Source organism: Microbacterium sp. Bi128 (genome assembly GCF_918698205.1).
Window position 1 is genome coordinate 1 of record NZ_CAKKMM010000877.1, and the last position, 2,141, is coordinate 2,141.

Annotated in this window: 1 protein-coding gene and 1 tRNA gene; both read left to right on the top strand. The window is 69.3% G+C overall.

Translation table 11 applies throughout. The features are described from left to right. Positions 1-1,837 (top strand): prolyl oligopeptidase family protein (locus LQV45_RS27525; RefSeq protein ID WP_230010025.1); only part of this gene is annotated, 1,837 nt, incomplete at its 5' end. 146 nt (positions 1,838-1,983) lie between these two features. Then, positions 1,984-2,071, top strand: a tRNA-Ser gene (locus LQV45_RS27530). The last annotated feature ends 70 nt before the right edge of the window (positions 2,072-2,141 follow it).

A 2,141-nucleotide genomic window follows, 5' to 3' on the forward strand; every position in this document is an offset into this window, starting at 1 on the left:
GGGTGAACCCCACCGGCGGGCCCTGCTGGCGTTCTCCCCCGACGGCGGGGACGCCAACCGCCACCGGGAGTTCGACGTCGAGGCCCGCGGCTTCGTGGACCCGGCCGACGGCGGCTTCGACCTCCCGACCGGCAAGGGCAACGCCTCCTGGCTGGACGGGGACACCCTGCTGGTCGCCACCACCGCCCACGATCTGCCGCGGACCACCTCGTCCTATGCCCGCACCGGGGTGAAGCTGCGCCGCGGCGAGTCCCTGGCCCAGGCCGAGCAGCTGTTCGACATTCCCGAGGACCACATGATGGCGATCGTGGCCCACGACTCCACACCGGGCTTCGAACGCACCTTCGCCGTCGACTGGATCAGCTTTTTCGAGAAGAACACCTCGGTGCTGCGCGACGGTGCATGGGTGCAGATCGACGTGCCGGCGGACGTGAACCTGAGCTCGCACCGTGAATGGCTGCTGTTCCGCCCGCAGCGTGACTGGACCGTCAACGGCACCACCCACCCGGCGGGCTCCCTGCTCGCGGCCGGCTTCGAGGACTTCCTCGCCGGCTCCCGGGACCTCGCCGTGCTCTTCACCCCCGATCCGCACACCTCCCTACAGTCCTGGAGCTGGACGCGGGACTTCCTGCTGCTGAACCTGCTCCGGGACGTGTCCTCGGAGATCCACGTCCTGGATCCGCGGCGCCCCGGTACGGACGCCGCCTGGGCCGCCACCGTGCTGGACGCCTGCCCGCCCCTGCACGACGTCAATGCCTTCGCGGTGGACGACGAAGACGACGCCGAAGGCTCGGACGACGACGGTACCGGCGGCGCCGCCTCGGTCGCCGAAGGCGAGGCACCGGGCGCAGGGAACGACTTCTGGCTGGTGGCCACCGGCTTCACGACGCCGACCACCCTGACCCGCGGGACACTCGCCCGCGACGGCGGATCCGTGACCAGCACGCACGAGGTGATCCGGACCTCCCCGTCATTCTTCGACGAGGCGGGCTACGAGGTCCAGCAGCACTTCGCGGCCTCCAGCGACGGCACGAAGATTCCGTACTTCCAGGTGGCCGCCAAGGACCTGGTGCTGGACGGCCAGAACCCGACCCAGCTTTCCGGCTATGGCGGCTTCGAGATTTCGCGGACGCCGGCGTACAGCGGCGCGATCGGCCGGGCATGGCTGGAGCGGCGGACCGCGGAGTCCAGCGGCGTAGAGGGCGAGGGCACGCACCGCCGCGGCGGCGTCTACGTGGTGGCGAACATCCGCGGCGGCGGCGAGTACGGGCCGGACTGGCACCGCGCCGCGCTCCAGGGCAACCGCCACCGGGCGTACGAGGACTTCGCCGCCGTCGCGAAGGACCTGATCTCCCGAGGCGTCACGTCCCGTCAGCGGCTCGGCTGCGTGGGCGGCTCCAACGGCGGACTGCTGGTGGGCAACATGCTCACCCAGTACCCGGAGCTGTTTGGCGCCGTGTCCTGCGGGGTCCCGCTCCTGGACATGCGCCGGTACACCAAACTGTCCGCGGGCTATTCCTGGATCGGCGAATACGGCGACCCAGACGTGCCCGAGCAGTGGGAGTTCCTGAAGACGTTTTCGCCGTACCACCTGCTCAAGGACGGCGTGGACTACCCGGAGACGTTTATTTGGACGGCGACTTCGGATGACCGGGTGGGGCCGGTCCAGGCCCGGAAGATGGCGGCCCGCATGCAGGCCATGGGCATCCCCAATGTCTGGTTCCACGAGGCGCTCGAGGGCGGCCACGCGGGGGCTTCGGACAACCGGCAGGCGGCGGCCCTGCAAAGCCGCAGCCAGCATTTCCTGTGGCGGGCCCTCGCCGGCACCGAGGCGTAAGTCCCACACCCAAGCAACGCGGGGTCACTTAGCGCCCAACCGGAGGCCCCGCATGGGCCGGATCTGACCCCGCGTTGCTCCGGAGCGGCCGTTTTGCACTGCGTTGCACCTTCTGCGTATCCTTGGTTGGCTAGTTATTAGCAATTGGAGACGTGCCAGAGCGGCCGAATGGGCTTCACTGCTAATGAAGTGTGGGGCACAACTCCACCGGGGGTTCAAATCCCCCCGTCTCCGCGTTTGGCCCCGGTCCTCGGACCGGGGCCTTTTGCGTTCCCGGGCAGATCAGGGCGGATCGACGTAGTTC